At 63.7% G+C, this 25,958-nt stretch carries 23 protein-coding genes and 1 pseudogene; 10 read left to right on the top strand and 14 right to left on the bottom strand.

Annotated elements, in window-relative coordinates:
* Positions 1 to 11 precede the first annotated feature (11 nt).
* The gene (locus ACJRW5_RS00540) at positions 12 to 1,823 is read left to right on the top strand and encodes an SLC13 family permease (protein WP_484568591.1); all 1,812 of its coding nucleotides are present in this window, start codon (positions 12 to 14) and stop codon (positions 1,821 to 1,823) included.
* Positions 1,824 to 1,832: 9 nt separating this feature from the next.
* Here the strand turns inward: ACJRW5_RS00540 and ald are convergent, their stop codons facing one another.
* The 4 genes from ald to ACJRW5_RS00520 form a co-directional block, all read right to left on the bottom strand.
* Complete coding sequence (ald, locus tag ACJRW5_RS00535) at positions 1,833 to 2,954, bottom strand: alanine dehydrogenase (protein ID WP_484568590.1); 1,122 nt, start codon at positions 2,952 to 2,954, stop codon at positions 1,833 to 1,835.
* Positions 2,955 to 3,046: 92 nt separating this feature from the next.
* Entirely contained in the window at positions 3,047 to 3,730 is a 684-nt protein-coding gene (locus ACJRW5_RS00530) for a glutathione S-transferase N-terminal domain-containing protein (RefSeq protein ID WP_484568589.1), read from the bottom strand.
* Positions 3,731 to 3,761: 31 nt separating this feature from the next.
* Complete coding sequence (locus ACJRW5_RS00525) at positions 3,762 to 4,424, bottom strand: glutathione S-transferase family protein (protein ID WP_484568588.1); 663 nt, start codon at positions 4,422 to 4,424, stop codon at positions 3,762 to 3,764.
* A gap of 62 nt (positions 4,425 to 4,486) precedes the next feature.
* The gene (locus ACJRW5_RS00520; protein ID WP_484568587.1) at positions 4,487 to 5,026 is read right to left on the bottom strand and encodes a TetR/AcrR family transcriptional regulator; all 540 of its coding nucleotides are present in this window, start codon (positions 5,024 to 5,026) and stop codon (positions 4,487 to 4,489) included.
* Between the two features lie 177 nt (positions 5,027 to 5,203).
* Between ACJRW5_RS00520 and yccS the strand changes: the two genes are divergently transcribed.
* From yccS to ACJRW5_RS00500, 4 genes are all read left to right on the top strand, one after another.
* Positions 5,204 to 7,375, top strand: coding sequence for a YccS family putative transporter (gene yccS / locus ACJRW5_RS00515; protein WP_484568586.1), 2,172 nt, complete (start codon positions 5,204 to 5,206; stop codon positions 7,373 to 7,375).
* A 56-nt stretch (positions 7,376 to 7,431) separates the two neighbouring features.
* The gene (locus ACJRW5_RS00510; protein ID WP_484568585.1) at positions 7,432 to 9,237 is read left to right on the top strand and encodes a 7TM diverse intracellular signaling domain-containing protein; all 1,806 of its coding nucleotides are present in this window, start codon (positions 7,432 to 7,434) and stop codon (positions 9,235 to 9,237) included.
* A 44-nt stretch (positions 9,238 to 9,281) separates the two neighbouring features.
* Complete coding sequence (locus tag ACJRW5_RS00505) at positions 9,282 to 9,764, top strand: GreA/GreB family elongation factor (RefSeq protein WP_484568584.1); 483 nt, start codon at positions 9,282 to 9,284, stop codon at positions 9,762 to 9,764.
* Between the two features lie 63 nt (positions 9,765 to 9,827).
* Complete coding sequence (locus ACJRW5_RS00500; RefSeq protein WP_484568583.1) at positions 9,828 to 10,061, top strand: DUF2789 domain-containing protein; 234 nt, start codon at positions 9,828 to 9,830, stop codon at positions 10,059 to 10,061.
* An 8-nt stretch (positions 10,062 to 10,069) separates the two neighbouring features.
* Here ACJRW5_RS00500 and ACJRW5_RS00495 read toward each other — a convergent pair whose 3' ends face one another.
* From ACJRW5_RS00495 to ACJRW5_RS00485, 3 genes are read right to left on the bottom strand one after another with little or no spacing between them, the layout of a single operon-like run.
* The gene (locus tag ACJRW5_RS00495; protein WP_484569129.1) at positions 10,070 to 10,600 is read right to left on the bottom strand and encodes a YgjP-like metallopeptidase domain-containing protein; all 531 of its coding nucleotides are present in this window, start codon (positions 10,598 to 10,600) and stop codon (positions 10,070 to 10,072) included.
* A 6-nt stretch (positions 10,601 to 10,606) separates the two neighbouring features.
* Entirely contained in the window at positions 10,607 to 11,707 is a 1,101-nt protein-coding gene (locus ACJRW5_RS00490) for a PQQ-dependent sugar dehydrogenase (RefSeq protein WP_484568582.1), read from the bottom strand.
* Between the two features lie 14 nt (positions 11,708 to 11,721).
* The gene (locus ACJRW5_RS00485) at positions 11,722 to 12,198 is read right to left on the bottom strand and encodes a hypothetical protein (protein ID WP_484568581.1); all 477 of its coding nucleotides are present in this window, start codon (positions 12,196 to 12,198) and stop codon (positions 11,722 to 11,724) included.
* A 370-nt stretch (positions 12,199 to 12,568) separates the two neighbouring features.
* Here ACJRW5_RS00485 and ACJRW5_RS00480 point away from each other — a divergent pair, with 370 nt between their 5' ends.
* On the top strand, positions 12,569 to 13,252 hold the full coding sequence (locus tag ACJRW5_RS00480; protein WP_484568580.1) for a polysaccharide lyase family 7 protein: 684 nt from the start codon (positions 12,569 to 12,571) through the stop codon (positions 13,250 to 13,252).
* Between the two features lie 87 nt (positions 13,253 to 13,339).
* Here the strand turns inward: ACJRW5_RS00480 and fba are convergent, their stop codons facing one another.
* From fba to ACJRW5_RS00445, 7 genes are all read right to left on the bottom strand, one after another.
* The gene (gene fba / locus ACJRW5_RS00475; RefSeq protein ID WP_484568579.1) at positions 13,340 to 14,404 is read right to left on the bottom strand and encodes a class II fructose-bisphosphate aldolase; all 1,065 of its coding nucleotides are present in this window, start codon (positions 14,402 to 14,404) and stop codon (positions 13,340 to 13,342) included.
* 121 nt (positions 14,405 to 14,525) lie between these two features.
* Positions 14,526 to 14,852 carry an MliC family protein gene (locus ACJRW5_RS00470; protein ID WP_484568578.1) on the bottom strand — a complete coding sequence of 109 codons (327 nt, stop codon included), beginning with the start codon at positions 14,850 to 14,852 and terminating at the stop codon, positions 14,526 to 14,528.
* A gap of 12 nt (positions 14,853 to 14,864) precedes the next feature.
* Positions 14,865 to 15,050 carry a hypothetical protein gene (locus ACJRW5_RS00465; protein ID WP_484568577.1) on the bottom strand — a complete coding sequence of 62 codons (186 nt, stop codon included), beginning with the start codon at positions 15,048 to 15,050 and terminating at the stop codon, positions 14,865 to 14,867.
* Positions 15,051 to 15,153: 103 nt separating this feature from the next.
* Complete coding sequence (locus ACJRW5_RS00460; RefSeq protein WP_484568576.1) at positions 15,154 to 16,314, bottom strand: phosphoglycerate kinase; 1,161 nt, start codon at positions 16,312 to 16,314, stop codon at positions 15,154 to 15,156.
* An 86-nt stretch (positions 16,315 to 16,400) separates the two neighbouring features.
* Complete coding sequence (gene epd, locus ACJRW5_RS00455; RefSeq protein ID WP_484568575.1) at positions 16,401 to 17,516, bottom strand: erythrose-4-phosphate dehydrogenase; 1,116 nt, start codon at positions 17,514 to 17,516, stop codon at positions 16,401 to 16,403.
* A 124-nt stretch (positions 17,517 to 17,640) separates the two neighbouring features.
* Positions 17,641 to 19,641, bottom strand: a complete 2,001-nt coding sequence (gene tkt, locus ACJRW5_RS00450) for a transketolase (RefSeq protein WP_484568574.1) — start codon at positions 19,639 to 19,641, stop codon at positions 17,641 to 17,643.
* Between the two features lie 98 nt (positions 19,642 to 19,739).
* On the bottom strand, positions 19,740 to 20,894 hold the full coding sequence (locus tag ACJRW5_RS00445; RefSeq protein WP_484568573.1) for a TDT family transporter: 1,155 nt from the start codon (positions 20,892 to 20,894) through the stop codon (positions 19,740 to 19,742).
* 111 nt (positions 20,895 to 21,005) lie between these two features.
* On the opposite strand from ACJRW5_RS00445, the gene ACJRW5_RS00440 reads away from it, so the two are divergent.
* The 4 genes and pseudogenes from ACJRW5_RS00440 to ligB all read left to right on the top strand — a co-directional run bounded on the left by ACJRW5_RS00440 (position 21,006) and on the right by ligB (position 25,953).
* Positions 21,006 to 21,887, top strand: coding sequence for a LysR family transcriptional regulator (locus ACJRW5_RS00440; protein ID WP_484568572.1), 882 nt, complete (start codon positions 21,006 to 21,008; stop codon positions 21,885 to 21,887).
* 71 nt (positions 21,888 to 21,958) lie between these two features.
* Positions 21,959 to 22,966, top strand: a complete 1,008-nt coding sequence (locus ACJRW5_RS00435) for an ArsR/SmtB family transcription factor (protein ID WP_484568571.1) — start codon at positions 21,959 to 21,961, stop codon at positions 22,964 to 22,966.
* Positions 22,963 to 24,153 (top strand): methionine adenosyltransferase, encoded by a 1,191-nt coding sequence (gene metK, locus ACJRW5_RS00430; protein WP_484568570.1) that lies wholly within the window; start codon positions 22,963 to 22,965, stop codon positions 24,151 to 24,153. Before ACJRW5_RS00435 ends, metK begins: the two co-directional genes overlap by 4 nt.
* A gap of 125 nt (positions 24,154 to 24,278) precedes the next feature.
* Positions 24,279 to 25,953, top strand: a pseudogene (gene ligB / locus ACJRW5_RS00425) (NAD-dependent DNA ligase LigB).
* Positions 25,954 to 25,958 lie beyond the last annotated feature (5 nt).

Raw genomic sequence — 25,958 nt, 5'->3', positions numbered from 1 at the left:
AGTCCCGCACCATGACGCTCGAACAAGGCCAGATCTTCATCATTCTCGTCGCCAGCATGGGGCTGTTCATCTGGGGCCGCTGGCGGCATGACGTGGTGGCGCTCGGCGCCCTGCTGGCTTGCGTCATCGTCGGCCTGGTCCCCGAGCGCGAGGCTTTTACCGGCTTCGGCCATCCGGCCGTGATTACCGTGGCCTGCGTGCTGGTGCTCAGCCATGGCCTGCAGCGCACCGGTGCGGTCAACCGCCTGGCGCTGCGGCTGCTGCCCAGCGGTGCCGGAGTGATGGTCTCGATCGCAGCCCTGACCGGACTCGGCGCTCTGCTTTCAGCCTTCATGAACAATGTCGGTGCCCTGGCGCTGCTGATGCCCATTGCCCTGCAGATCGCTTCACGCCTGGAGCTACCGCCCGGACGCCTGCTGATGCCGCTGGCCTTCGGCACCATTCTCGGCGGCATGACCACGCTGATCGGCACACCGCCCAACCTGATCGTCTCCAGCTTCCGCGCCCAGCATGGCGACGGCCCCTTCGCCATGTTCGACTTCAGCCCGGTGGGCGTGGCCGTGGCGCTGGCTGGCGTGCTGTTCATCACCCTGTTGGGCTGGCGCCTGGTGCCCAAGCGCGATGTCGGCAATGCCGCCAGCTTCGACACCGGTCACTACCTCACCGAAGCGCGAGTGAAGGAAGGCGGCGTGGCGCAAGGCAAGACGCTACGCGAGATCGAGCAACTGCTCGATGAAGCCGACGCTCAGGTGGTCGCCATGGTGCGCAACAAGTTGCGCCTGACAGCGCCCAATCCCCGTCGTGTGCTGCAGGCCGACGATGTACTGGTGATCGAAGCCGACCCCGAGGAACTGGGCGAGGTACTCAGCAAGCTGGATCTGTTGCTGGAAGCCGAGCGTGAAGCCGAAGAGGCGCAGCAGAGCGAAGAGCAGGACAGCGATGCGGAGAAGAAGGACAGCAACGGCGACGAACGCGCCATGCAGGAATTGCTGGTCAAGCCGGACTCGTCGCTGATCGGACGTTCGGCCAGCAGCACGCGCCTGCGCAGCCGTTATTCCATCAACCTGCTGGCCATCTCGCGACAGAGCCATCGTTCGGTCAAGCGCCTGCGTTCCACCCAGCTGCAAAGCGGCGACGTGCTGCTGATGCAGGGCAGCGCCGAGGACATCGGCGAATTCGCCAACGACTACGGCTGCGTGCCGCTGGCCGAACGCGCAATCAACATTCCCGACACGCGCCAGGCCAACCTGGCGCTCGGTATCATGCTCCTGGCCATTGCCGCCGCGGCCTTCGGCCTGCTCTCGGCGGCGATTGCCTTCGCTGCCGGCGTGCTGGCCTACATGCTGCTGCGCCTGGTGCCATTACGGGCCGTCTACGAGGTCATCGACTGGCCGGTGATCGTGCTGCTCGGCGCCCTGATTCCGGTGGCCGGGGCCATGTCATCCAGCGGCGCAGCCGACCTGCTGGCTCGGCTGTTGATGGAGCATCTGGCACAAGGCAACCCGATCATCATCGTCACCCTGTTGCTGGTGGTGACCATGACCCTGTCGGATTTCATGAACAACGCCGCAACGGCCGCCGTGATGTGCCCGATTGCCCTGAGCGCTGCCAGCCAGCTTGAAGTCAGCCCGGACGCGCTGCTGATGGCGGTCGCCATCGGCGCGTCGTGCTCCTTCCTGACCCCTATCGGCCACCAGAACAACACGCTGATCCTCAGCCCCGGCGGGTTTCGCTTCGGCGACTACTGGCGCCTCGGGTTGCCGCTGGAAATTCTCGTGGTCACCATCAGCGTTCCCCTGCTGCTGTGGGTATGGCCCTTGTAAGCCATGCGGCTAGAGCTGTTCGAGCACACTGGCAGGTGAGTGGAACGGCAGATCATGGGCTTCGGCGACGCTGGCGCAGGTGATCACGCCACGGGCAACGTTGAGCCCGGCCAGCAGATGCGGATCACCCTCCAGCGCTCGCCGCGTGCCCTTCTGTGCCAGCGCCACGACGAAGGGCAAGGTAGCGTTGTTCAGCGCCAGCGTCGACGTCCGCGCCACGGCGCCAGGCATGTTGGCCACGCAATAGTGCACGACATCGTCGACCACATAGATCGGATCGGCATGGGTGGTGGCGCGTGAGGTTTCCGCGCAGCCCCCCTGGTCGATGGCCACGTCCACCAGCACCGCGCCGGCCTTCATCCGTTTGACCATCTCGGCGGTGATCAGCTTGGGCGCGGCCGCACCGGGAATCAGCACGCCACCGATGACCAGATCGGCCGCCAGCACCTGCTCATGCACCGCGGCGCGGGTCGAATAGAGCGTGGTGATGCGATTGCCATACTGGCTGTCGAGGCGGCGCAGCGCATCGACATTGCGGTCCAGCACGGTGACATCCGCTCCCAGCCCCACGGCCATGGCCAGCGCGTGACTGCCAACCACGCCGCCACCGAGGATCACCACCTTGCCGGGCGCCACCCCCGGCACGCCACCGAGCAGCACGCCACGGCCGCCGCGCGCTTTCTCCAGACAGCCGGCGCCGGCCTGGATCGACATGCGCCCGGCTACCTCCGACATGGGCGCCAGCAAGGGCAAACGCCCCTGCGCATCGGTGACCGTCTCGTAGGCGATACAGGTGGCGCCGCCGGCCATCAGCTCTTCGGTCTGCGGCCGATCCGGTGCCAGGTGCAGGTAGGTGAACAGCGTATGCTGCGGGCGCAGCTTGGCGCGCTCCACCGCCAGGGGTTCCTTGACCTTGACGATCAGTTGCCCGTGCTGGAAGACCTCGCCCGAATGACGGGCGATCTGCGCGCCGGCCTCGAGGTAGTCATCGTCGGCAAAGCCGATTGCAGCTCCCGCCTGAGTCTCGATCCACAGCTCATGACCGAGAGCGGTGAGCTCGGCTACCGATTGCGGCGTGAGGCCGACGCGGTACTCGTGGTTCTTGATTTCCTTGGGTACGCCAATTCGCATGACCGTCTCCAACCGTTGCGGGACAACAATTGGAGTCTAGAAAAGCGTGAGCCAGCGCACAGGAAAATCCACGAGAAATTTCGTCTTCCCGCCTACTGCCCGAACAACAGTTTGCGTGCTTCAGCAGTCAGCAACGCCTGCGGATCCGCATTGACCTTCTCCACCAATGCATAGGCACGTTGCACCGCGGGGCGCGCAGCAATGCGCTCGAGCCAGGCAGCCATATTGGGCAAGTCTTCGATCTTCTGCTGCTGCATCTCCCACAGCTTGGCCCAGGGATAGATGGCCATGTCGGCGATGGAGTAATCACCCGCCACGTAATCACGCCCGGCCAGTTGGCGATCCAGCACACCGTACAGGCGCGCGGTTTCCTTCACGTAGCGGTCGATGGCGTAGGGTATCGGCTCCGGCGCGTAGCGTACGAAGTGATGATTCTGCCCGGCCATCGGCCCGACGCCGCCCATCTGCCAGTACAGCCATTGCAGCACCTCGAAGCGCGCCCGCGTCTCACGCGGCAGGAACTGGCCGCTCTTGTCCGCCAGGTATTCGAGAATCGCCCCGGACTCGAACAGGGCGATGGGCTCGCCACCATCGGCCGGGGCGTGGTCGACGATGGCCGGAATACGGTTGTTCGGCGCGATCTTGAGGAACTCGGGAGCAAACTGCTCGCCCTTGCCGATATGTACCGGGCGCACGCTGTATTCCAGCCCTGCTTCCTCGAGCAGAATGCTGACCTTGTGGCCGTTCGGGGTGGTCCAGTAGTAAAGATCGATCATTGGCTGCGCTCCATCTGGATCGGCGCCCGTTTCACCGGGCCGTGATTGCGTTCGTAAGCCTGCACGATGCGCGCGAACCAGGCGCCAAATGCCGAGTCATCGGCCCAGGGCTGCCCAGGCACCAGGCCCAGAACATCAGGCCTGCCAGCAGGTAGTCGCTACCTCCAGCCGAGTGACCATCCAGATACGGCTGGTCCTGCAACCAGTTCTCCAGCGGAGCGATGGCCTCGCGAAACTGGCGCTCGCCAGCCTGAGGATCGGCGAAGGCCTCCAGGCTCATGCCCAGCGCCTTTTCCCGGCTGCTGCGGAAATAGTCGCGGTCTGCCGGATCGATAACCTGCCAGACACGCGGGATGAGCATCTTCAGCAACGGCATGCGCACGGCATGGAAACTCAGTTTCTCCAACAGCCGTGCGCGTTCGCCAGCAAGGCCTTCGCCTAGCAGCGGCTTTTCCGGATAGCGTTGGTCGAGATAGGCGAAGATCGCCAGGCTGTCGTTGATCGTCTCATCGCCATCCTTGAGAACCGGCACCAGCTTCTGCCCGGAAAAGGCGATCAGCTCCTTATCGGTAAAGCGGATGGGCCGACTCTGGTAGTCCAGCCCCTTGTGCGCCAACGCCAGGCGCACACGCCAGCAATAAGGTGAAAACAACAGCTCAGGGTCGGCGCCACACAGCTCGAACAATTCCCGCATATTGCCCTCTTTAAGAACCAGTCAGTCCAAAATTACACGAACGAAGCACCACAGCAGCGCCTTCAGGCGCGGCTCAAACGTGCCATCACCACCGCAACGGTGGCGCGAATCGACTCGGCAGGCAGCCCCGATTTGACCTGAGTGCGCAGCCCGCTCATGACACATTGCAGATAGCCGGCCAGCGCCTGTCGCTCATCGTAAGCGGGCAGTTCCCCACGTGCGACTGCGAGTTCCAGCGCCTGCTCGAAGACCTGACAGACACCTGCCGTGGCTTGCTGCAATACGGGCACCAGCGCCGGATCGGATAACGAGAACTCATTGGCTACGTTGACCAGCATGCAACCGCGCGGCACCCCATCAGGACCATCGTCCTCGAGCACGCTGAGCAGCCGCTGGCGAATGAATTCCAGAGGCGAGTCACTGGCGGCAAGCTGCTCCAGCAACAACGCTCGGCGCTGCGCCACGTACAGATTGAACGCGGCCGCAAACCAGGCCTGCTTGCTTGGGAAGGTCTGGTACAGGCTGCTTCTGGAAAGGCCGGTTACCGCCTGCAGGTCTTGCAGCGATGCGGCTTCGTAGCCGCGCTGCCAGAACAGCTGCATGGCAGCCTCCAGTGCGCGATCCGGGCAGAAGCTTTTGGGGCGTCCACGTGTCGTCATGACGAGGACTTTAGAACCGATCGATCCATAAATCAATCCCGCAGCGAAACGGCGCCCCTGGATATCCAGTGACCGCCGAGTTCCGGTAGGCTGCTCGCATCTCCCCAGACCAAGTCCGCCATGCCCCGTCCCCGCCTTCGCCAATCACTGCGCCGCCTCTGGGCGCTGGACAAGTTCAGCGCCAGTCTGCGGGTGTTCTTAGCCCTCGCCGGTGCGTTGGCCCTGTGCGGATGGCAAGGCTGGACCCACGCACTGATTCCGCTGTTTCTCGGCATCATCGCCAGCGCCCTGACCGAAACCGACGACAGTTGGCAGGGACGCCTGGGCACGGTGCTGGTGACACTGGTCTGTTTCAGCGCAGCGGCCTATGCCGTCGAATGGTTGTTCCCCTACCCCTGGCTATTCGTCATCGCACTGGCGCTGTCGACCTTCTGCCTGACCATGCTGGGCGCACTCGGCGAGCGCTTCGCCACGCTGGGTTCGGGAACGCTGATTCTCGCGGTGTACAGCATGATTGGCGTGGAACAGCGTGGCGGCGTCGCTGGCCTGTGGCTGGAGCCCTTGCTGCTGGTGGCCGGCGCCGCCTGGTATGGTCTGCTGTCGGTGATCTGGCAGGGACTGTTCGCCCATCAGCCGGTACAGCAGAGCCTGGCCCGGCTGTTTCGCGAACTGGGCAAGTACCTGAAGCTCAAGGCCGCATTGTTCGAGCCGCTGCGCCAGCTCGATGTCGAGCAGCGGCGCCTGGCCTTGGCACAGCAGAACGGCCGGGTGGTTTCGGCGCTGAACGCGGCCAAGGAGATCATTCTGCATCGCGTCGGCAACACCCGCCCCGGGCCCAAGGTGAACCGTTACCTGAAGCTGTACTTCCTCGCCCAGGACATTCACGAACGCGCCAGTTCCTCGCACTATCCCTACAACGAACTGGCCGAAGCCTTCTTTCACAGTGATGTGCTGTTCCGCTGCCAACGCCTGCTGCGCCTGCACGGCGAGGCCTGCGAGCGCCTGGCCGGCGCCATCGAACTGCGCCAGCCGTTCGAGTATCGCGAACTGTGCAGCCAGGCACTAGAAGACCTGCACGCCTCGCTCGACCACCTGCACCTGCAAAGCAACCCAGCCTGGCGTCGCCTGCTGCGCTCGCTCGGCGCCCTGGCCGGCAACCTGGCCACACTCGATCAGCTACTCGGCAATGCCAGCAATCCCGACGCCCTGGCAGACGAGCAGGACAGCAGCCTGCTCGACCGCGAACCACACTCATGGCGCGAGGTCGTGGAGCGTGTTGGCCAGCAACTCACGCCCACCTCGCTGTTGTTCCGCCATGCCTTGCGCCTGTCCATCGCCCTGGCCACAGGCTATGGCCTGCTGCACCTGATTCACCCGACGCAGGGCTACTGGATCCTGCTGACCACACTGTTCGTCTGCCAACCGAACTACGGCGCCACGCGCCTCAAGCTGGTGCAGCGGATCGCCGGCACCCTGCTCGGCCTTGGCATCGGCTGGGCGCTGTTCGACCTGTTTCCCGACCCGCGTATCCAGGCGCTGTTCGCCGTGGTGGCCGGGGTGGCGTTCTTCGCCACGCGCAGCACGCGCTATACCCTGGCCACCGCAGCCATCACCCTGCTGGTGCTGTTCTGCTTCAACCAGATCGGCGACGGTCATGGCCTGTTCATGCCACGCCTGATCGACACCCTGTTCGGTAGCCTGATCGCCGGGTTGGCGGTATTTCTGATCCTCCCGGACTGGCAGGGTCGGCGTCTGGGCAACATGCTGGCCAACACCCTGAGCTGCAACAGCGCCTACCTGCGGCAGATCATCGCCCAGTATGCCCGCGGCAAGCGCGACGACCTCGGCTATCGCCTGGCACGCCGCAACGCGCACAACGCCGATGCCGCGCTGTCCACCACCCTCGGCAACATGCTCATGGAGCCGGGTCACTTCCGTAAGGACGCCGATCTGGGCTTTCGTTTCCTGGTGCTGTCGCACACGTTGCTCAGTTATCTCTCGGGGCTGGGCGCGCACCGTGGCGAGCAACTGCCACAAGCGATCCAGGCGCAGTTGCTGGAGCAGGCCGAGAAACTCGCCAGCAGCCTGGACGAGATCGCCGCCGGCCTGCGTGGTGAACGGCCACTGGACGTTCACAGTGACGAGGAGCAGACCCTCGCGCAGAACCTGGAGCAGATTGCCGACGACGCCGACGAAGGCCAGCGCCTGGTACAGACGCAACTGGCGCTGATCTGTCGACAGCTCGCCCCTTTGCGTACCCTTGGCGGGCACTTGTACAAGGATCGCCACTAGCCGTTCCATCGGGCTTTCTGCCACTATCGCAGGACGCCTATCTCCCAGGCCCAACCATGCCAGCCAACCGACACGACACTCCTGCCTTTCTGGCCTCGTTGCCAGGCCTGCTGCTGACGTGCTGCCTGCTGCTGGCCGGCCAGCTCGCCCTTGCCGATACAGCGTTGGATGATGCCAGCGCGCCCCGGGACCTCTATGGCCTGGTCGATTTTCTCGTCGATCCCGAAGGTGCGCTTACGCTGGATGACGTGCGCGCCAGCACTGCCCCCTTTCAATCCTCGCTGCAGCGCCGCGACCTCAGTTTTGGCTATGTGCCGGGGGTGATCTGGTTGCGCCTGCCACTGCGCTCCGATGCCGGTGAAGCCCGTACGTGGCGCCTGGAATTCGGCTATGCATCGCTGGACGAAGTACGCCTGTTCGATGTCGGCGCCGATGACGTACGGCAATCGCGCAGCGGCGACACCGTGCCTTACGCCGAGCGCAGCGTCGGTCATCGCAATCCGGTCTTCGAGATCGTGCTGCAACCGGGCGAGCAGCGCACGCTGTATTGGCGAGTGGACTCACGCGGCAGCATGACCCTCAGTGGCGCGCTGATGTCGCTACGCGACTTCGAGCAGCACAGCCAGAACGGCTATCTGGTGCATGCCATCTATTTCGGCATATTGATCGCGCTGGGTTTGTACAACCTGTTGCTGTTCCTTGCCCTGCGTGAGCGACCGTTCCTCAACTACGTGTTGTTCATGTTCGCCTTCGCTCTCAGCGTCCTTTCTCTCAATGGCCTCGGCGCGCAATACCTGTGGTCGCAAGGCGCGCCCTGGAGCAATCGCATGCTGCCGGTCAGCCTGACCCTGGCGGCACTGCTTTCGGTGGTATTCGCCCGCAGCTTCCTCGACACCCGCCAGTGGCTGCCACGCTGGGATAAAGGGCTCGTGCTGCTGTGCATCGCCATCGCGGCGGCCGTGCTGGCGACCATTCTGCTGCCCGTGCAGCGTGCCCTGCAGCTCATGTCGCTGACCGGCCTGACTGCGACCCTGACGCTGCTGCTGACCAGCTTCGTCTGCGTCGGCTACCGCGTGCCCGGCTCACGCCTGTTCGCCCTGGCCTGGCTGATGCTGTTGAGCGGCGCGGTGTTGCTGGCGCTGCGCAACTTCGCCCTGATCCCATCGAACTTCCTCACCCTCTACTCGATGCAGATCGGCTCGGCACTGGAGATGATTCTGCTGTCCTTCGCCCTGGCCGCCCGCTTCAATGAGCTGAAGCGCCAGCGCGAAGCAGCACTGCAACGGGGCGAGCAGATCCTCGCCAAACGTGTGACGGAACGCACCCAGGCCCTGGAGCTGGCCAACCTGCGTCTCAGCGAGCTGGCCCTGCAGGACCCACTGACCGGCCTGGCCAACCGCACGGCACTGCAACAGCATCTGGAACAAGCCCTGGCGCGCAGCCTGCGACGCAGCGAACTGCTCGCGGTAATGCTGATCGACCTGGACGGCTTCAAACCGGTCAATGATCAGCATGGCCATGGTTTCGGTGATCAGGTACTGGCTGAAATCGCTCAACGTCTGCGCCATTACATCCGCGACGCGGACCTGCCGGCGCGGCTCGGCGGTGACGAATTCGTCGTGGTTTGCGAGAACGTGAAGTCGGCCGAAGACGTGGCGGAGCTGGCCAAGCGCGTGCTCGAGGGCCTGGACACGCCCATCTATATCGAGGATCGCGCAGTACGCGTTGGCGCCAGCATCGGCATCGCCCTGAGCCACGGCAGCGACGATGCCACCTTGCTGATCCGCCAGGCAGATGCTGCGATGTACCGGGCCAAGGCAGAAGGTCGCAACCGTGTGCGACTGGCGCAACAGGCCCTTTGACAGGGCAGCGCCCTGCCTTTTCATCACAGAACAGAAATCGCCCCATGGACAAGAACCTGCTGCTGCAAGCCGTACTCGATCACCTGAGCAAGGATCTCGAACAGGCCAACCTGGCCGCACTCAGCGCCCACGAAACCGCGACCCACGAAGAGAACGTCGCCGAGAACAAGTACGACACCCTGGGCCTGGAAGCGGCCTATCTGGCCAGCGGACAGGCGCGCCGTGTCGAGGAACTGCGCCAGACCCTGATCACCTGGCGCCAACTGCGCCCACGGCCGTTCGATGAAGAGAAAGGCATCGAGCTGGGTGCCTTGATCCAATTGCTCGACGAACAGGGGCAACAGCGCCAGCTGTTCCTCGGGCCACCGGGCGCGAGCATGAAACTGCTGTACGCTGGTGAGCCTGTGCAGATACTCGGCAGTACCACGCCACTGGGACGTGCCCTGCTCGGCAAGGCAGTGGGCGATGACGTACAGCTGCCAGGATCGGGCAAGACGCAGCACTTCGCAGTGCAAGGCGTCGAATGATGGGGAACTATCCGGGCAGGGACTGGTAAAACCTTTAAGTGACGATCACTCAAGGAGCTCAGCATGGAACCGCCTGTTCACGACCTGTCTTCGCTGTTCAAGCAGCTCGGCTTAGCCGATGACCCTGCCAGTATCGACGCCTTCATCAAGACGCACGGGCCGTTGCCCGAGGGGCGCAAACTGGCCGACGCCACGTTCTGGAGCCCGGCGCAGGCCGCATTCCTGCGCGAGGAAATCCTCGAGGATGCAGACTGGGCGGAAGTGGTCGATCAACTCAACGTGCGCCTGCGCGGCTGACGTACCGGTTAGACGGCACTCATCTCGCGCCAAGTGAGGTACATGCGCAGGTCGAACTCGATCTGCGCATAACCGGGCAGCATGTGGTCGCACAGCTTGTAGAAGGCCTTGTTGTGCTCGATTTCCTTCAGATGCGCCAGTTCGTGCACCACGATCATCTGCAGGAAGGCTGGCGCTGCGTCTCTGAACAACAAGGCCACCCGGATTTCCTTCTTCGCCTTGAGCTTGCCGCCCTGCACGCGTGAAATGGCCGTATGCAGCCCCAGAGCGCGATGGGTGAGATCGAGCCGGTTGTCGTAGAGCACCTTGTCGATGGCCGGGGCATTTCGCAGATGCTCCTGCTTGAGCGCCACGACGTAGGCGTACAGCGCCTTGTCACTCTGCACCTCATGCCGACCGGGATAACGCTGCGCCAGGTACCCGGCCAGGCGGTCATCGGCGATCAGTTGGCGGACCTGCTGCTGCAACGCAACCGGATAACCCTGTAGATACTTCAACGATACGGCCCTGCTTGCATTCGGACCGCCAGTGTAGCGGATAACACATCAGTCGCTCGGCAGCACACGCAGCACACGCCCCTGAGGGTTATCGGTCAGCAGGTAGAGTGCGCCATCAGGTCCGCTGCGTACATCACGGATACGCTCGCCGAGCTCCTCGAACAGAACCTCCTCGCCAGCCAGCATGCCGTCACGCAGACGAATGCGCCGCACACTGCGTTCGGCCAGGGTGGAGGCGAACAGGTCACCCTGCCAGTCGGGGAACAACTCGCCGCGATAGCGCGTCAGGCTCGAAGGTGCCACCGAAGGCGTCCACTGCAGCAAGGGCGCAGCCAGCCCCGGCAGTTCGGTGTAGGGGCTGACGCGGGCGCCGGTGTAGTCGACTCCAAAGGTCGCCAAGGGCCAGCCATAATTGGCGCCGGGTTCGATCAGGTTCAGCTCATCGCCGCCGCGCGGACCATGCTCATGGCTGTACAGGCGATCATGCTCGGCGTCAAAGAAAATGCCCTGCACGTTGCGGTGGCCCAGGCTGTAAATCTCCTCTGCCGCGCCCTCTTGCCCATACAGCGGATTGTTCCGCGGCACGCTGCCGTCGCGATTCAGGCGCACGATCTTGCCCAGGTGGTTAGCCGGGTTCTGCGCCTGCTCGCGCCAGTCGAAACCATCACCCAGAGTCAGCACCAGGGTCTTGTCCGCCAGAAAGGCGATACGTCCACCATAGTGCGCCGCACCGGCCTTCAGTGGCTGCGCGGTGAACAGCACCTCCAGGTCCTGCAGCTCGCCATCCACCAGTCGAGCACGCGCCAGGCGGGTGTTGTTGGCCTCTTGCGATCCGTAGGCGTAACTCAGGTAGAGCCAGCGGTTCTGCCGATAGTCGGGGTCCAGCGCGACCTCCATCAGCCCCGCCTGAGCGGCGATGAAGGCTTCGGGCAAGCCGGCCACCGGTTCGGGATCAACACTGCCGTCAGCCTCGACGATACGCAGGCGACCGACACGCTCGGTGACCAGCATGCGCCCGTCCGGCAGAAAGGCCATCGACCAGGGATTCTCCAGCCCTTCGCTGAAGGTCTCGATCCGGTAACCCAGAGCCGATAGCGGCGTGATCACGAGCAATGCGCCAAGCCAGAACGCAGGGAGTTTGGTCAACATGGGGCAATGCCTTGTCACGGAGTTTCGGAAGAGTCTGGGCGCGTCCGATAGCGCACACGCCGCCCAAGCAGGCCGAACAGCAGCGCCCCGACGCTACCGCACGCCATCAGGCCAAGCGTGCCGAATAGGCTGCGATCCGCGGCGATCAACGTGGGCATCGGTGCCACCGTATTGGCCAGCGCTAGCGTCAGCCAGATCGCCGCAGCGCCCGCGAGCACGAATACCAGCCAGCGCAGATTCGGCAGGCGCCGGGCACACCAGACGGCGGCGGGCAAGGCGAATAGGAAGCCCAGGGCGCTCAGCAGGGCGAAGGTCGGCGCAAAGCCGAGCAGATCGAGGCAGGTTGTACCCAGGCGTACATCCACGGGTACGGGCGCACCGAGCGCCTGCAAGGCGGCGAGGTTGGTCTGGGTCTGGAAGATCGAGCCGAGCAGTGCTGCCAGCAGTACGGCAAGAACGAAAGCGAGCAACAGGCGTGGCTTGCTGGGCATGGGCGGCAGTATTCCGGAACGACAGTGCCCGAATTATGGCGCACCCCGCCCACGACTTTGCTCCGGGAGTTTTACAGGGTTTTACCTGCACAGCGAAGCGCCCAGGCAATCGCCAATGCGCGCCCAAAGCGTGCGAGATCATCTGCAGGAAGAAGAGTTCATTTATTGACGCCAATAAAGCGACGAACGGTGCTCAGGCATTGTCGCGTCATGCCGCTATAGAGCGCGCCATGAGCTGCACCCGCACTCATGGCAGGCAGCCCTGCCATCTTCTAGCTCGCGTCACCCGCTGGAACGCCAAGTAAGCCGTTACTGACTCCTGGACGAGATGTGCACCGACTGAAGTTTCCGTCTTTCAGGAACTTTGAACATGATCGAACTCGCTATGTGGAACCTCAGCATTCCAGTCGGCGTCCCCGCTGCCACAATCGAAACGCCCGTGCTGGCCGGCGGTTATCAGGATCACTATTTCCAATCCAGAGATGGCGCCATTTTCTTCTGGTCGCCGGTCAACGGTACGACCACCGAAAGCGCCAAATATCCTCGCAGCGAGCTGCGCGAGACCTATGCCGACGGCAGCCTGCGCAACTGGACCTACCCTGAGGCAGACCATTTCCTGCACGCAGGGCTACAGGTCAGCCAGGTTCCCTCCACCGGCAAGATCGTCATCGGCCAGATCCACGCCTACAAGAGCTCGATGCCATTGCTCAAATTGGAGTATCAGTACAAGGCCTATGCGCAAAGCGGCAATATCGTCGCCAAGGTACGCCTGAGCCCCGAGGCCGAGATTCAGACCGTTACCCTGGCTACTGGCATTGCCCTGAACCAGCGCTTCACCTATGTGGTTCACCTGACACCCAAAGGCACGCTGGTGATCAATCTCAATGCCAGCAAATGGAGCACTCGACTTGACTCGAGCTGGGCGCCGAAGCCGCTGTACTTCAAGGCAGGTGTTTACACACAGGACAACACTGGTTACGAGACCGAGGCGGGCGCAGCCCGCTTCGACAAGCTGCTTATCGAGCACCGCGCCCTGCTCAGCGCGGCCCCCTGAACCCCGAACGCCAGACATGAAAAAGCCGCGATGCTTACGCAGTCGCGGCTTTCTGTCTGAACCAAACGGGCCTTAGCCCGCAGCGGATCAGTTGATCTTGGCGTTCAGCTCGCCGCTGGCGTAGCGCTGGAACATGCCTTCCAGGGAGACCGGTTTGATCTTCGAGGCATTGCCGGCAGTGCCGAAGGCTTCGTAACGGGCGATACAGATGTCACGCATGGCAACGATGGTCTTGGCGAAGAACTTGCGCGGGTCGAACTCGCTCGGATGCTCGGCCATCATGCGGCGAATGGCGCCGGTGGAGGCCAGACGCAGGTCGGTGTCGATGTTGACCTTGCGCACGCCGTGCTTGATACCTTCGACGATTTCCTCGACCGGCACGCCATAGGTTTCCTTGATGTCGCCGCCGAACTCGTTGATCACCTTCAGCCACTCCTGTGGAACGGACGAAGAACCGTGCATCACCAGGTGGGTGTTGGGGATGCGCTTGTGAATTTCCTTGATGCGCTCGATGGAGAGCACGTCACCGGTTGGCGGCTTGGTGAACTTGTAGGCGCCATGGCTGGTGCCGATGGCGATGGCCAGGGCGTCGACCTGAGTCTTCTTGACGAAGTCGGCGGCTTCTTCCGGGTCGGTCAGCAGTTGGCTGTGATCCAGCACCCCTTCGGCGCCAACGCCGTCTTCTTCACCGGCCATGCCGGTTTCCAGGCTACCCAGGCAACCCAGCTCACCTTCCACGGACACACCGCAGGCGTGGGCGAAGGCCACGGTCTGCTGGGTCACACGCACGTTGTAGTCATAGTCGGCCGGGGTCTTGCCGTCTTCTTTCAGCGAGCCGTCCATCATTACCGAGGAAAAGCCCAGCTGGATCGAGCGCTGGCAGACGTCCGGGCTGGTGCCGTGATCCTGGTGCATGCACACCGGGATATGCGGGAATTCTTCGATGGCAGCCAGGATCAGGTGGCGCAGGAACGGCGCACCGGCGTATTTGCGGGCACCAGCGGAAGCCTGGACGATGACCGGCGAATCGGTCTTGTCGGCGGCTTCCATGATGGCGCGCATCTGCTCGAGGTTGTTGACGTTGAAGGCCGGCACGCCGTAGCCGAATTCGGCGGCGTGGTCGAGCATCTGGCGCATGCTGATAAGTGCCATGGTGTTACTGTCTCCCGGTTTGGAGGTCGTTGATCGTGCAAGCCTGCCGCAGGGGCCGGCGTTGTTCAAGTTTCGTCGAGTCTGGGCTAGCCCAACTCTCGTCTCGGCAAAGCCGAGGGTATTACGGAGCCTTGCAGCCGCGGCCGATCAGGTCATCGGTCGCGGTCCAGTAGACCAGGCCTTCCTCGCCCTTGGTGTGGAAGGACAAGCGGCCATCGCTGTACAGCGCGCCGGAAGCTGCCGGCTCCTGAGTCAGGCGATGGACGATATCGTCACCACCCAGGCGTACATCCACCTGATCGAACTTGCCGTTGGCGAAGCGCCACAGCACTTCGGCCTGGCTGTCGCACACCCAGCGATTCCACTGGTCCGGTGCCGTCGGCTGGCTATTGCATGCCGCAAGCAGCAGGCTGACGGCGGCAAGCCACAGCAGTCTGATTCCAATCATCGCCTTCCCTCGTCAGCAACGCTGCTCCACTGCCGGACCAGTTGGCCGGCCACTGTTTTCTTCGATTTGCTGGTCATTCTGAGTGGTCGGTGTCTCGATCTGTGCGGGGCTGAACACCTCGCACGCACTTTCCCGACCACCGCCGGCACAACCAGCGAGCAAAATACCGATGACGCCCAGAGCGGCTAACTTGTCCATGGCATGACTCCTTGTTCGAGGGTACTGCCTTTACAGACCACCCGATCACGCCAGGGTTTTATCCGCCGGGGCAAAGAGTGATTCCCTTCACCCCAGCTCGGACTTACTTGGCGCGCTGCTCCAGGACCTCGACGGCCGGCAGCACCTTGCCCTCGACGAACTCGAGGAAGGCGCCACCACCTGTGGAAATGTAGGAGATTTTCTCAGCCACGCCGTACTTGTCGATGGCCGCCAGGGTATCGCCACCGCCGGCAATGGAGAATGCGGCACTGTCGGCGATGGCCAGGGCCAGGGCCTTGGTGCCGTTGCCGAACTGGTCGAATTCGAACACGCCGACCGGGCCGTTCCACAGGATGGTCTGCGAGGCCTTGAGCATCTCGGCGAACTGCTTGGCCGTCTGCGGGCCGATGTCGAGGATCATGTCGTCTTCGGCCACGTCGGCCACGGCCTTGACGGTGGCTTCGGCGTCTTCGGCGAAGGCCTTGGCCACCACCACATCAACCGGCAGCGGCACGCTGACCTTAGCGGCGATGGCCTTGGCGGTATCGACCAGATCGGCCTCGTACAGTGACTTGCCGACCGGCAGGCCGGCCGCGGCGAGGAAGGTGTTGGCGATGCCGCCACCGACGATCAGCGAGTCGCAGATATCGGCCAGAGAATTGAGCACGTCGAGCTTGGTCGACACCTTGGAGCCGGCGACGATAGCCAGCATCGGGCGAGCAGGCTTGTCCAGGGCCTTGCCCAGCGCGTCCAGCTCCGCAGCCAGCAGCGGGCCAGCGCAGGCAACCTTGGCGAACTTGGCCACACCATGGGTCGAACCCTGAGCGCGGTGAGCGGTGCCGAAGGCGTCCATGACGAACACGTCGCACAGGCCGGCGTACTGCTGCGCCAGCTCGTCGGTGTTCTTCTTCTCGCCCTTGTTGAAGCGCACGTTCTCCAGCAGCACCAGTTCACCGGCGGCGACTTCGACGCCACCCAGGTAATCCTTGACCAGCGGTACGCTGCGGCCCAGCGCCTTGCTCAGGTAGGCCGCCACCGGCTGCAGGCTGTCGGCTTCGCTGTACACGCCCTCTTCCGGGCGACCCAGGTGCGAGCAAACCAGCACCGCCGCGCCTTTTTCCAGCGCCAGCTTGATGGTCGGCAGCGCAGCGAGGATGCGCGCATCGCTCTTGACCACCCCATCCTTTACCGGAACGTTGAGGTCTTCGCGGATCAGCACACGCTTACCGGCGAGGTCGAGGTCGGTCATCTTCAGAACGGTCATAGATCAGTCCTTCACGGGGGCTGGTTACGCCAAACCACAAGCGGCTGCGCGTCGGCGATACTGCGTTAAAAACTGGCTCAGAATGCTCATTTACACCTCGTAAACTGCGCTTCTTCGCCTGTTTTTGCCTTGTCTCGCTCTAGCTCGCTCACTTGTGGATTGGCTTGATTGGCTTGTAGGAGGAAATGTTCGGCGACATCGAGCATGCGGTTGGCAAAGCCCCACTCGTTGTCGAACCAGGCCAGCAGGTTGACCAGACGCGGGCCAGACACACGGGTCTGGCTGCCGTCGACGATGGCCGAATGCGGGTCGTGGTTGAAGTCGCAGCTGGCATGCGGCAGCTCGGTATACGCCAGCAGCCCCTTGAGCGGGCCGCTTTCCGCCGCCTGGCGCAGCACGCGGTTGATTTCCTCGGCGGAGGTGTCGCGCGCGGTCTGCAGGGTGATGTCGAGACAGGACACGTTGACCGTCGGCACGCGAATCGCCTTGGCCTGGATGCGCCCGGACAGCTCCGGCAGCAGACGCTCGATGCCGCGCGCCAGGCCGGTGGACACCGGAATCACCGACTGGAAGGCCGAGCGCGTACGGCGCAGGTCTTCGTGGTGATAGGCATCGATAACGGGCTGGTCGTTCATCGCCGAGTGAATGGTGGTAATGGAGACGTACTCCAGACCCACCACCTCGTTGAGAAGTTTCAACAGCGGCACACCGCAGTTGGTGGTGCAGGACGCATTGGACACCAGGCGCTCACTGCCATCGAGGCAGTCCTGGTTGACCCCGTAGACGATGGTGGCGTCGATATCCGCCTCACCGGTCATCGGTTGCGACAACAGCACACGCGGCGCACCGGCATCGATAAAACGCTGCGCCTCGTTGCGGGTGACGTACTGCCCGGAGCACTCCAGCAGCAAGTCGATATCCAGCGCCGCCCAGTCGATTGCCTCGGGCTCGCTCTGGCGTAACACCTTCACGCAGTCACCGTTGATGTGCAGGCAATCGCCATCAACCTTCACCTCACCGGGAAAACGCCCATGGGTGGAGTCGAAACGCGTCAGGTACTCGATGCTGGCCTGATCCGCCAGATCGTTGAGGGCGACGATTTCCAGGCTCGCCCCGTCCCCACGCTCATGCAGCGCGCGCAGCACGCAGCGGCCGATGCGGCCGTAGCCGTTGAGGGCAACACGATAGGGACGATTGGACATGGAGGGTCTCGATAACGTGGCGACTCCCTCTCCTGTTCATGGGAGAGGGCCGTGGAGAGGGCGGCAGGCAACGCAGCCCTCTCCCCCAGCCCCTCTCCCCCAACGGGAGAGGAGAGTCAGTGGCTCAGGCGTCGAGCAGTTCTTCGGCGGTGCCGACGACGTTGTCGACGGTGAAACCGAACTCTTCGAACAGCGCAGCAGCCGGCGCCGACTCACCGAAGGTGGTCATGCCGATGATGCGACCTTCCAGACCCACGTACTTGTACCAGTAGTCGGCATGCGAGGCTTCGATGGCGATGCGCGCACCAACCTCTACCGGCAGCACGGACTGCTTGTAGGCGGCGTCCTGCTGGTCGAATACGCTGGTCGACGGCATCGACACCACGCGCACCTTGCGACCGTTGCCTTCAAGCTTGGCGGCGGCCTGCATGGCCAGACCGACTTCCGAACCGGTGGCGATGAGGATCAGCTCCGGCTCGCCGACGCTGTCTTTCAGTACGTAGCCACCACGGGCAACGTCAGCCAGCTGCTGGGCATCGCGCGCCTGGTGCGGCAGGTTCTGGCGGCTGAATACCAGGGCGCTGGGGCCGTCAGCGCGCTCGATGGCATGTTTCCAGGCCACCGCGGATTCCACCGCATCGGCTGGGCGCCAGGTGTCGAGGTTCGGCGTGCCACGCAGGCTGGCCAGTTGCTCGATTGGCTGGTGAGTCGGGCCGTCTTCACCGAGGCCGATGGAATCGTGGGTGAACACGTAGAGCACGCGTTTTTTCATCAGCGCGGACATGCGCACGGCGTTGCGCGCATATTCCATGAAGATCAGGAAGGTCGCGCCATAAGGTACGAAGCCGCCGTGCAGGGCAATGCCGTTCATGATCGCGCTCATGCCGAACTCGCGCACACCGTAGAACATGTAGTTGCCGGAAGCGTCTTCGGCCGACACGCCCTTGCAGCCTTTCCACAGAGTCAGGTTGGAGCCGGCCAGGTCGGCGGAACCGCCAAGGAATTCCGGCAGCAGCGGGCCGAAGGCGTTCAGCGTGTTCTGGCTGGCCTTGCGACTGGCAATGGTTTCGCCCTTCTCGGCGACTTCACGCACGTAGGCGGCGGCTTTTTCGGCGAAGTCGGCCGGCAGCTCACCGGCGATGCGGCGCTTGAACTCGGCAGCCAGTTCGGGGAAGGCAGCGGCGTAGGCGGCGAACTTGTCGTTCCAAGCGGCTTCGGCGGCAGCACCGGCGGCCTTGGCGTCCCACTCGGCGTAGATGTCGGCCGGCACTTCGAACGGACCATGGTTCCAGCCAAGCGCAGCGCGGGTCAGGGCGATCTCGTCATTGCCCAGCGGCGCGCCGTGGCACTCTTCCTTGCCCTGCTTGTTCGGCGAACCGAAACCGATGGTGGTCTTGCAGCAGATCAGGGTCGGCTGGTCCGTGCTCTTGCGCGCGGTCTCGATGGCCATCTTGATCTCTTCGGCATCGTGACCGTCGACGTTGCGGATCACCTGCCAGCCGTAGGCCTCGAAGCGCTTCGGCGTGTCATCGGTGAACCAACCTTCGACTTCACCGTCGATGGAGATGCCGTTGTCGTCGTAGAAGGCAACCAGTTTGCCCAGGCCGAGGGTGCCGGCCAGCGAGCAGACTTCGTGGGAAATGCCTTCCATCATGCAGCCGTCGCCGAGGAACACATAGGTGTTGTGATCGACGATGTTGTGGCCGTCACGGTTGAACTGCGCGCCCAGCACCTTCTCGGCGATGGCGAAACCGACGGCGTTGGCAATGCCCTGGCCGAGCGGGCCAGTGGTGGTCTCCACGCCCGGGGTGTAACCGTATTCCGGGTGGCCCGGGGTGCGGCTGTGCAACTGACGGAAGTTCTGCAGATCTTCGATCGACAGGTCGTAGCCGGTCAGGTGCAGCAGCGAGTAGATCAGCATCGAACCATGGCCGTTGGACAGCACGAAGCGGTCACGATCGGCGAAGTTCGGGTTCTGCGGGTTGTGCTTCAGAAAGTCGCGCCACAGCACTTCGGCGATATCCGCCATGCCCATTGGGGCACCGGGGTGGCCGCTGTTGGCTTTCTGCACGGCATCCATGCTGAGGGCACGAATGGCATTGGCTCGCTCACGACGGCTGGGCATCGCTGAATCTCCTGCGGGGGCTGATCACGGAAAAAGGCGGCTATTTTCGCCCAGCCGCACCCCGCGGGGCAATGACAGATGGTCGTAGATCCCGCGACTCAACCAACGCGTTCACTCAGAACCCCTACGGCAGGGCTGCCCGGCCCACCCAGGCAGGGGGCCTGAAACAGCTCGCCACGCCAGACGCCAGCCAGGGTTCGACTCAACACCAGGCTCCAGACAGCAGCCAACTGCAGGGCCAGCAACGCGCCGGCGAAGCTGAAAAAAGACAGCCCTGTCAGCGCCTGCAGCTCAAATGTTGCGAGGGCGAACACGCCCAGCGGGAAGGTGAACCCCCACCAACCGAGATTGAATGGCATGTTGTCGCGCATGTAGTGACGGGTGAACAGCGTGGCGATCACCAGCCACCAGAGCCCGGCACCCCACAGTGCCAGGCCGCCGATCAGGCCCAGATCACGCGCCAGCTCGGCGGCGCTGGCCAGCGGCGTGCCGGCAAACGCCAGCGGCGCCGCCTGGCCCATGCTGAGCAGGCCCAGACAACCGGTGGCCAACGGCCCCAGTGGCAACCAGCTGGTGGCCGCAAAATCGGTGTCCGGCAACTTGTGCAGCGCCAGGCGCAGCAGCACCAGGGTAATCAGCGAGAAGGCCAGCGACAGCGACATGCCCCACAGCACGAACCCGGCCACCAATAGCTGCTGTGCGGAGGCGACCGATAGATGGGGAGCCAGGGCACCGGCCGCACTGGCGGCCACCTCGGGTGCGACGATAGGTAGCAGCCAAACCGCCGTGAGTTTCTCCAGCGCATGATGCTGACGGGTGAACATCAGATAGGGCACCAACAGAGCACCAAGCAACGCCAACGCCGCATCCAGCCACCACAGCATATGAGCAATGGCATAGATGCCCTCACCCCAACGCGGCACACCGAATAACAGCAAACCCTTGATCAGCACCGCCAAACCCATAGGGATGGCGCCGAGAAACATCGACTGCACCGGATGCATAAGCATCGGCCAGAGGGTGTCGCGAAACAGCGCCAGACGCAGTATGAACAACAGACAGAAGAGTACGAACAAGCCTACCGCGAAGAACCACAACCCCTCTGCCAGCATGACCAACCCCGGCATACGCCAGGGCAGATGAGCAATGACCAACGCCAGCACACCAGTGCCCATGGTCATGGCGAACCAGTTGGGCGTGAAGTGACGAATGAAAGCGAGCGGCTCGGGTAAACGGCTGAAAGGGCGTGGCATGAATCGGGCGGTCCCGTGGCATGAATGACGGGAGCAAGGTTAAGAATTGACTTGCCATATTAAAAATACATATTCAGCATCCTTTGCATGCTTTCAATGCATGGATAAGCAATGAACCTCCATCATCTCAAGGTCTTTCTCGCTGTAGCCGAGGCCGGCAGCATCAGTGCTGGTGCCGAACGCCTGCATATCAGCCAGCCGGCTGTTACCCGCGAAATACGCGACCTCGAAGCCAGCCTCGACCTGCGCCTGTTCGACCGCCAGCCGAGGGGCGTACAACTGACCGAGGGCGGCGTGCGACTGCTCGACTACGCTCGCCGTATTTTCACCCTGGAACACGCGGCCGAACGTGATCTGCGCGACTTCGCCCAGCTCGGCCAGGGCGAGTTGAATCTGGGCGCCAGCGCCACGCTGGGCTCCTATCTGCTACCACCGCTGATCAGTCGCTTTCGCGCTCTGCATCCACAGATATTCGTCAGCCTCGAGGTGAGCAACACCGATGTGGTGACCCGCCAACTGGACGAGGGGCGCATCAGCCTGGGTTTCGTCGAAGGCCCGTTCGCCCGTGGCGACTACGCCCATCGCCTGCTGGCGCGCGATGCTCTGCTACCAGTAGTCGCGCCCCATCACCCACTGGCCAGTAGCGGTCCACTGACCGCCAGAACACTGCAGAATTTCCCGCTGTACATGCGCGAGCCCGGCTCCGGCGCCCGCGTCAGCATCGAACAGGCCTATCGCGCGCACGACCTGGAACCCGAAGCCAGCATGGCCATCGGCAGCACCGAAGCCCTGAAACGCCTGCTCGCCGATGGCCAGGGCATCGCCTGGTTGTCGCAACGCATCGTCGAACGCGAGCTGGCCAGCGGCGAATTGCGCCACCTGCAGGTGCAGGACCTGCAGATCGAGCGCGAGCTGCATGTGCTATGGCGCCTGGGCGCCAGCCTGAGCCCGGCACCGGCGGCTTTCCTGACCCTGAGCGAGACGATCAACTAGCACAACAGCAATATCAAAATATTTTGATATTGCTGTTGCTGTATGAAAATTGACCGCTTAGACTGCGCCGCATGACTTTGCGCGCACCCGAGCTGCACTTCGACCCCTGTGACGAACTCGCCGCCCTGTGCAAGGCCGGCGGTGATTCGCTGCGCCTGAACGTGCTGCGCGCCCTGAGCAACGACTCGTTTGGCGTACTGGAACTGGCGCAGATCTTCGCCATCGGCCAATCAGGCATGAGCCACCACCTCAAGGTGCTGGCCCAGGCCGGCCTGGTGGCCACGCGCCGCGAAGGCAATGCGATCTTCTATCGCCGCGCACTGCCCACGGGCCGCCTGCATGCCGCCCTGCTGGACGACATCGACGAGCTGCCGGTAGCGGCTGACATGCAGGCACGCATCGCTGCCGTGCATCAGCAACGCGCCACTGTCAGCCGCGAGTTCTTCGCGCGCATGGCGAGCAACTTCCAGGCTCAGCAGGACCTGATCGCCGGCCTGCCGCAGTATCGCGACAGCCTGCTCACCCTGCTCGACAGCCTGGGTTTCGCCACCACTGCCACAGCCATGGAAATCGGCCCCGGTGATGGCGCGTTCCTGCCCGAGCTGGCCAAGCGTTTCGCCCAGGTCACCGCGCTGGATAACAGCGAGGCGATGCTCGAGCTGGCACATCAGCGCTGCACTGCCGAAGGCCTTGGCAATGTCGAGCTGCGCCTGGCCGACGCCCTCGACGTCAGCGAGCCCAGCCGCGCCGACTGCGTGGTGCTGAACATGGTGCTACACCACTTCGCCACCCCGGCCGAGGCCTTCCGCCAGCTGGCACGGCAGGTAAAACCCGGCGGCAGCTTGCTGATCAGCGAGCTGTGCAGCCACGACCAGAGTTGGGCCCGCGAGGCCTGCGGCGATCTTTGGCTAGGCTTCGAGCAGGACGACCTGTCGCGCTGGGCCAGTGCCGCCGGCCTGATTCCCAGCGAAAGTCTCTACATCGGTCTGAAGAACGGCTTTCAGATCCAGTTACGCCACTTCGCCCAACCACTTGAGCGAACGGCCTTCAGTTACGGCACACAAGGAACCCACCCATGAGCGAATATTCCCTGTTCACCTCCGAATCCGTGTCCGAAGGGCATCCGGACAAGATCGCCGACCAGATTTCCGATGCCGTGCTCGACGCCATCATCACCCAGGACAAACATGCCCGCGTGGCCGTGGAAACCCTGGTCAAGACCGGTGTGGCCATCGTCGCCGGTGAAGTCACCACCAGCGCCTGGGTCGACCTGGAGCAGATCGTCCGCGACGTCATCTGCGATATCGGCTACACCAGCAGCGACGTCGGCTTCGACGGTGCCACCTGCGGCGTGATGAACATCATCGGCAAGCAGTCCCCCGACATCAACCAGGGCGTCGACCGCGCCAAGCCGGAAGATCAGGGCGCTGGCGACCAGGGCCTGATGTTCGGTTACGCCAGCAACGAGACCGACGTGCTGATGCCGGCACCGATCTGCTTCTCCCACCGCCTGGTCGAGCGTCAGGCCGAAGCGCGCAAGTCCGGCCTGCTGCCGTGGCTGCGTCCGGATGCCAAGTCGCAGGTCACCTGCCAGTACGAGAACGGCAAGGTAGTCGGTATCGACGCCGTGGTGCTGTCCACCCAGCACAACCCGGACATCTCCCTGAGCGACCTGCGCGAAGCGGTGATGGAGCTGATCATCAAGCACACCCTGCCGGCCGAACTGCTGCACGCCGGTACCCAGTTCCACATCAACCCGACCGGCAACTTCGTCATCGGCGGCCCGGTGGGTGACTGCGGCCTGACCGGTCGCAAGATCATCGTCGACAGCTACGGCGGCATGGCCCGTCACGGCGGCGGCGCCTTCTCCGGCAAGGACCCGTCCAAGGTCGACCGTTCGGCGGCCTACGCCGGTCGCTACGTGGCCAAGAACATCGTTGCCGCTGGCCTCGCCGACCGCTGCGAGATCCAGGTGTCCTACGCCATCGGCGTGGCCCAGCCGACCTCCATCTCGATCAACACCTTCGGCACCCACAAGATCGCCGAAGACAAGATCATCCAGCTGGTGCGCGAAGTGTTCGACCTGCGTCCGTACGCCATCACCAAGATGCTCGACCTGCTCCACCCGATGTATCGCGACACCGCGGCCTATGGCCACTTCGGCCGCACCCCGGAGCAGAAGACCGTCGGCGACGACAGCTTCACCACCTTCACCTGGGAGCGCACCGACAAGGTCGACGCCCTGCGCGCGGCTGCCGGCCTATAATCGCTACCCGCGCTACAACGAAGGCCCCGCGTCATGCGGGGCCTTCGTGTTTTTGCGCAATGACTCGCACGAACCTCCGTCAGCGACTAGCCTGAAACCCAGCCCACCAAGCAAGGATGCTGGTCATGAAGCGCTGGATCGCCCTTCTCCTTCCCCTGGCCGCCCAGGCCGAACCCTGCCCCGACTGGCCCGCTACACGGGCGAGCAGTGAAATCGACGCGCTGTCCCGGCAAGTTGCCGCCTGGGACGATGCCTATCACAACCACGGCCACAGCCCGGTGGCAGATGAGCTCTACGATCAGGCGCGCGCTCGCCTGGAGAATTGGCACGACTGCTTCGCCAGCGCCGAAAGGGTCTTGCCCTCGCCACTGCAAGGGAGCGCAGGCAAAGTCCCTCATCCCGTAGCGCAGACCGGCCTGCGCAAGCTGCCTGACAGCCAGGCAGTTGCACAATGGATGCAGGCGCGAGACGACCTGTGGATTCAGCCCAAGGTCGACGGAGTAGCGGTCACCCTGGTCTATCGCCAGGGCCACCTGACTCAGGCCATCAGCCGCGGCGATGGTCTGCACGGCCAGGACTGGACGCACAGGGCGCGGCAACTGCCGGCTATCGCGCAAAAACTGCCCGAGCCGCTCGATGCGATACTGCAGGGCGAGCTGTACTGGCGCCTGCCAGACCACGTGCAAGCGAGTAGCGGCGGCCTGGGAGCACGCGGCAAGGTCGCCGGACTGATGGCCAGACAACACGTGCTGGACAACGAGGCCCAGGCGGTTGGACTGGCCGGATGGACCGAGCGACATGCGCGAGCGGCTGACCAGGTTGAGCGAGCTGGGTTTCGCTGATACCGAACAGTACAGCCAACCACTGGCCAACCTGGAACAGGCGCAACACTGGCGTCAGCACTGGTATCGAAACGCCCTGCCCTTCGCCAGCGATGGCGTGGTTCTGCGACAGGGCACGCGCCCCGAAGGCGCGCGTTGGCGGGCCGACGCGCCACATTGGGCAGCGGCCTGGAAGTACCCGCCCGAACAGGCACTGGTGGTCGTGCAAGGGATCGAATTCAGCATAGGTCGCACCGGGCGAATAACCCCGATACTCAACCTGCAGCCAATCGAGATGGACAATCGCCGCATCAGTCGCGTCGCACTGGGCTCGCTGCAGCACTGGCACAAGCTGGATATACGCCCCGGCGACCAGGTTGCCATCCGCCTGGCGGGGCTGACCATCCCCCGCCTCGAGCAAGTGATCTGGCGCAGCCCGCAGCGGGCGGCCGTCGAGGCCCCCAGCAGCGAGCATTAACATGCGCTGAGCTGCTGGCGCAGCAGCCCTTCATGCCAGCAACAGTTTCAAGCCCGCCTGGCCTGGCTAAGCGGCAAACAGGGGCTGGCGATGGCCGGCGTTGGCCCCGGCACCTGGAGCAACCTGCAGCTGCAGGGGCTGCTCGACTGGCTGGAGCTCGACACGAGTCAACTGCAAGCGCTGCCAGGCATCGGCTCAAGGCGTGCGACGCAGTTGCAGCAGACGTTTGCGCGCACCCGGCACAAACCACTGCGGCAATGGTTGCGCGCACTTGGCGCCCCACCCGGTTTCGACGCCGGCGAACCCGCCGACTGGCAAGAGCTGATCGCCCGGGAGCGCAGCGAATGGCTGAGGCTGCCGGGCATCGGCGAAAAGAGCGCGGACCGCTTGCTGGCGTTCTTCGCCCATCCCGAGGTCCGGCGCCTGGGAGCACAGCTGCAACAGGCCGGCGTCGCCAGCTTCCAGAACCAGGCAGTGACGGCTCGCGACGAAGATCGCTGACCAGA

It is taken from the genome of Pseudomonas pichavaramensis (genome assembly GCF_050473265.1).
Taxonomy (GTDB): Bacteria; Pseudomonadota; Gammaproteobacteria; order Pseudomonadales; family Pseudomonadaceae; genus Aquipseudomonas.
The sequence above is the reverse complement of the archived record's forward strand: the minus strand, read 5'-3'. Positions and strand labels throughout refer to the sequence as shown.